Source organism: Mesorhizobium sp. M7A.F.Ca.US.005.03.2.1 (genome assembly GCF_003997795.1).
GTDB lineage: Bacteria > Pseudomonadota > Alphaproteobacteria > Rhizobiales > Rhizobiaceae > Mesorhizobium > Mesorhizobium ciceri.
On record NZ_RZRP01001178.1, the window covers coordinates 1 to 1473 of the forward strand.

General features: G+C 62.3%; 1 protein-coding gene. It reads left to right on the plus strand.

Annotated elements, in window-relative coordinates:
* Positions 1-1346 (plus strand): TRCF domain-containing protein (locus EN991_RS35970; protein WP_281058848.1); only part of this gene is annotated, 1346 nt, incomplete at its 5' end.
* Positions 1347-1473 lie beyond the last annotated feature (127 nt).

Consider the following 1473-nt stretch of genomic DNA (forward strand, 5'->3'; position numbering starts at 1 on the left):
CCGAAGGCCAGGTCGACATCGTCATCGGCACGCACGCGCTGCTCGGTTCCGCGATCTCGTTCAAGAACCTTGGTCTGCTGATCATCGACGAAGAGCAGCATTTTGGCGTCAAGCACAAGGAACGGCTGAAGGACCTGAAGACCGACGTGCACGTGCTGACGCTGTCGGCGACGCCGATCCCGCGAACGCTGCAACTGGCGTTGACCGGGGTGCGCGAGCTGTCGCTGATCGCCACGCCGCCGGTCGATCGCATGGCGGTGCGCACCTTCATATCGCCCTTCGATCCGCTGGTGATCCGCGAGACGCTGCTGCGCGAACGCTATCGCGGTGGCCATTCTTTCTATGTGGTGCCGCGCATCAGCGATCTCTCGGAAATACATGATTTCCTGAAGGAATCCGTGCCGGAGTTGAAGGTGGCGGTGGCTCATGGCCAGATGCCGCCGGGCGAACTCGACGACATCATGAATGCCTTTTATGACGGCCAGTACGACGTGCTGTTGTCGACCACCATCGTCGAATCCGGCCTTGATATTCCGACCGCCAACACGCTGATCATCCACCGCGCCGACATGTTCGGCCTGTCGCAGCTCTACCAATTGCGCGGCCGCGTCGGCCGTTCGAAGGTGCGGGCCTACGCGCTGTTCACGCTGCCGGCCAACCGCAAGCTGACCGACACCGCCGAGCGGAGGCTCAAGGTGCTGCAATCGCTCGACACTCTGGGCGCCGGCTTCCAACTGGCCAGCCACGACCTCGATATCAGAGGCGCCGGCAATCTTCTCGGCGAGGAGCAGTCCGGACACATCAAGGAGGTCGGCTTCGAACTCTACCAGCAGATGCTGGAAGAAGCCGTCGCCGAGGTGAAGGATTCGGGCGAGGTGCAGGATGGCGGCTGGTCGCCGCAGATTGCCGTCGGCACGGCGGTGATGATCCCGGAAAGCTATGTTCCGGACCTGCAGCTCCGGCTGGCGCTTTATCGCCGTCTCGGCGATCTCGAAAACACCGAGGAAATCGACGCTTTCGGCGCCGAGCTGATCGACCGCTTCGGCCCGCTGCCGGAGGAGGTGAAGCATCTGTTGAAGATCGTCTTCATCAAGGCGCTCTGCCGCAAGGCCAATGTCGAAAAACTCGACGCCGGGCCGAAGGGCGTCGTCATCCATTTCCGCAAGCGCGAATTCTCCAACCCGGTCGGGCTGGTCAAGTTCATTGGCGAACAGGGATCGTTGGCCAAGATCCGGCCGGACCACAGTGTCGTCTTCGTGCGCGACTGGCCGACAGCCGAGAAGAGGCTGGCGGGCTCGGCGGTCGTCATGACGCAGTTGGCACGGCTGGTGGAGAAGGCGGCGTAGCTAGCCTCGGACCATTCGCCAGCGCTGAAATTCCGGTCTAGAATAGGAAATCGGCTTCGTGTATGGAGCCGCGATCCCCAATTGGGGCGGGAATGGCGGAGTATAGGCCGCTGGAAAGAGCGTTGGG